The following is a 2844-nucleotide window of genomic DNA, read 5'->3' on the forward strand; positions in this document are numbered from 1 at the left end:
TACGGCCGGTGTCCCGGCGGCTGGTAGAACGCGTCACCGGCCTCGTACACCTCCTCCCGGTCCCCGGAGGTGAAGCGCACGCGTCCGGCGATGACATAGCCCCAGTGCGGACACTGGCACGCCCCACCGGGCAGCGCCTGCAGCGGCCCGTCAAGGTCGACGTCGGCTGAGAAGGACACGAATTCGACGGTGTACCCGTTCATGTCCTCGCGGCGGTCGGTCACCGGCCCGAATTCCTGGACGTTCGTCGCAGACAGTTTGGAAACCCTTGGCATCGCTGTGGCTCCTCTCCGTGATGACTCCGAGACTTCCCGTCGTCTTCGAGTCGACCACTTCGCGCAACGGGGCGCATCCGGGGAGGACGGCCGAGCCCTCTCTGTCAAAGTAGATCGAGTCAGGCATACTGAATGAATCATTGAGTCGAGGGCGGAGAAGGAGTAGTGCCCGGGTGGCCGGCACGAATGACCACGGGACCCCTGATCCGCAGGTGGAAGCCCGTTCGACCGGTCCGCGCCGGTATACCGCGGAGTACAAGGCGAGGGTCCTCGCGGAGTACGAGACGTTGGACAAGAAGGGCAAGGGCGCTCTGCTGCGGCGGGAGGGCCTGTACTCGTCGTTGATCACGACGTGGCGGCAGCAGCGGGACAAGGGTGCCCTGGACGCGCTCGCCGCGCCGGCGGGGCACCCGAAGGCGGACCCGAGAGACAGGGAGATCGCGAAGCTGAAGGCGGAGAAGGCCCGCCTGGAAGCCGACCTCGCGAAGGCCCGCACCGTCATCGAGATCCAGGGAAAACTCTCCGCGCTGCTCGACCAGTTCGCCACGGACAGCGCCCCGACCCGCAACGGCGAGAAGAACCAGTGAACGGGGTCCAGTGTGCGGCCGCGGCGTTCGACACCGCCCGCGACCAGGCTCTCGAAGAGCTGACCGGGCTGGTCGGACGGGTCCAGGCCTGCGCCGCGCTCGGCGTGAGCCGTGCCACCTACTACCGCCGGCACCGCCGAAGCCCCGCCCCGGCCAGGCCGCGGCCAGAACGGCGCCGACACCCCCGCGCTCTCGCGCCCGGAGAGGAGATACGGGTCCTCGAGGTGCTCCATTCCCCGGAGTTCGCCGACATGGCGCCCGCCGAGATCTACGCGGTCCTCCTGGACCGGGGTGTCTGCCGGTGCCCGGAGTCGACGATGTACCGGCTCCTGCGACGGCACGGCGAGGTCCGTGAACGCCGTCGCCAGGCCGTCCACCCGCCCCGGACCGTTCCGGAGCTGGTCGCCGAGGGCCCGAACCGGGTATGGAGCTGGGACATCACGAAGCTGAAGGGGCCGGTCAAGGGCGTCTACTACGGCCTCTACACGATCATCGACATCTTCAGCCGCTACACGGTCGGCTGGATGATCGCCGGCCGGGAGAACAAGGACCTCGCCGAGTGGTTCCTGTCCGAGTCGATCGCCAAGTACGGCATCGAACCAGGTCAGTTGACGATCCACTCGGACCGCGGGTCCCCGATGGTCGCGCAGAACGTCGCCCGGATGACGGCCGGTCTCGGCGTCACCACGTCGCATTCGCGGCCGAAGACGTCGAACGACAACCCGTACAGCGAGAGCCAGTACAAGACCCTGAAATACCGGCACGACTTTCCCGAGCGTTTCGGATCCCTCGAAGACGCCCGCGCGTGGTGCACCCAGTTCTTCACCTGGTACAACGAGGAGCACCGGCACTCCGGAATCGGCCCGCACACGCCCTACGACGTGCACTTCGGCCTCTCCGAGCAGCTCCGTGACATGCATGCCGACGTCCTCCGGGCGGTCTACGCGAAGCACCCCGAACGCTTCGTCCGCAAACCACCCGAGCCCCCGAAGGTCCCCGCAGCGGCCTGGATCAACCAGCCGGCACCGGACGGCCCACTGATCCCGGCACAGCGTTAGAACGATCTACCTGCCTTCATCGCTTTGACAGGTTCCGGAGCACCTCCGGGTGTGGGATCGGCCCCCCACACACACATGACGGGCGGCTGTTCACCAACGAGCGCGGGGAGCGGTCGGCTCGTCCACTTAGAAGTCATCTCATTTGGCTCGGTAGGCTGCCGCTCATGGCAGGGATCGTTGAGCGGCTGGTGCCGGACGAGTTGTGGGAGTTGTTCCAGCGGGTGGTGCCGGAAGCACCGTCACGGCCTCAGGGTGGCGGCCGGCGTCGCCACGGTGACCGGGAGGTACTGGCTGCGATCGTGTTCGTCGCGACGTCGGGCTGCACGTGGCAGCAGCTTCCCGCGGCGCCGTTCGGGCCGTCCGGTGCGACGGCCCACCGCAGGTTCACCGAGTGGACGAAGGCCCGCGTGTGGGCCAAGCTGCACCGCCTGGTCCTCGACGAACTCGGCTCCCGCGGCGAGCTGGACTGGTCGAGGTGCGCGATCGACTCGGTGAACATGCGGGCCCTGAAAAGGGGGACCTGACGGGTCCGAATCCTGTCGACCGGGGCAAGTATGGGTCGAAGATCCACCTGGTCACTGAGCGGACCGGTCTGCCCCTGTCCGTCGGCATCTCCGGGGCCAACCTCCACGACAGCCAGGCCCTGATCCCCCTCGTGAAAGGCATACCCCCGATCAGGTCCCGCCGCGGTCCCCGCCGGCGCAAGCCCGGCAAGCTGCACGCGGACAAGGGCTACGACTACCGCCACCTGCGGCAATGGCTGTCCCGGCGCGGCATCCGGCACCGCATCGCCCGCAAAGGCATCGAGTCGTCCACACGCCTGGGCCGACACCGCTGGACCATCGAACGCACCATGTGCGCCACGAGGCGCTCTGTTTGTATCCCCGGCTGAGCCGGGAGGAACTCGGAAGGAGGTTCCTGGGC

The 2844-nt window shown here is 67.8% G+C and carries 3 protein-coding genes and 1 pseudogene; 3 read left to right on the top strand and 1 reads right to left on the bottom strand.

From position 1 onward, the window contains the following. The coding region (locus ABZ862_RS38360; RefSeq protein WP_360969228.1) for a cupin domain-containing protein at positions 1-275 on the bottom strand (275 nt) is incomplete at its 3' end. Positions 276-448: 173 nt separating this feature from the next. Here ABZ862_RS38360 and ABZ862_RS38365 point away from each other — a divergent pair. The 3 genes and pseudogenes from ABZ862_RS38365 to ABZ862_RS38375 all read left to right on the top strand — a co-directional run. Next, the gene (locus ABZ862_RS38365) at positions 449-862 is read left to right on the top strand and encodes a hypothetical protein (RefSeq protein ID WP_360969231.1); all 414 of its coding nucleotides are present in this window, start codon (positions 449-451) and stop codon (positions 860-862) included. After that, positions 859-1920 carry an IS3 family transposase gene (locus tag ABZ862_RS38370; protein WP_360969234.1) on the top strand — a complete coding sequence of 354 codons (1062 nt, stop codon included), beginning with the start codon at positions 859-861 and terminating at the stop codon, positions 1918-1920. The genes ABZ862_RS38365 and ABZ862_RS38370 overlap by 4 nt, the downstream gene beginning before the upstream one ends. 164 nt (positions 1921-2084) lie before the next feature. Next, positions 2085-2776 (top strand): annotated as a pseudogene (locus ABZ862_RS38375) (IS5 family transposase); the annotation flags it as partial. Positions 2777-2844 lie beyond the last annotated feature (68 nt).

It is taken from the genome of Streptomyces sp. NPDC047000, assembly GCF_040644295.1.
Taxonomy (GTDB): Bacteria; Actinomycetota; Actinomycetes; order Streptomycetales; family Streptomycetaceae; genus Streptomyces.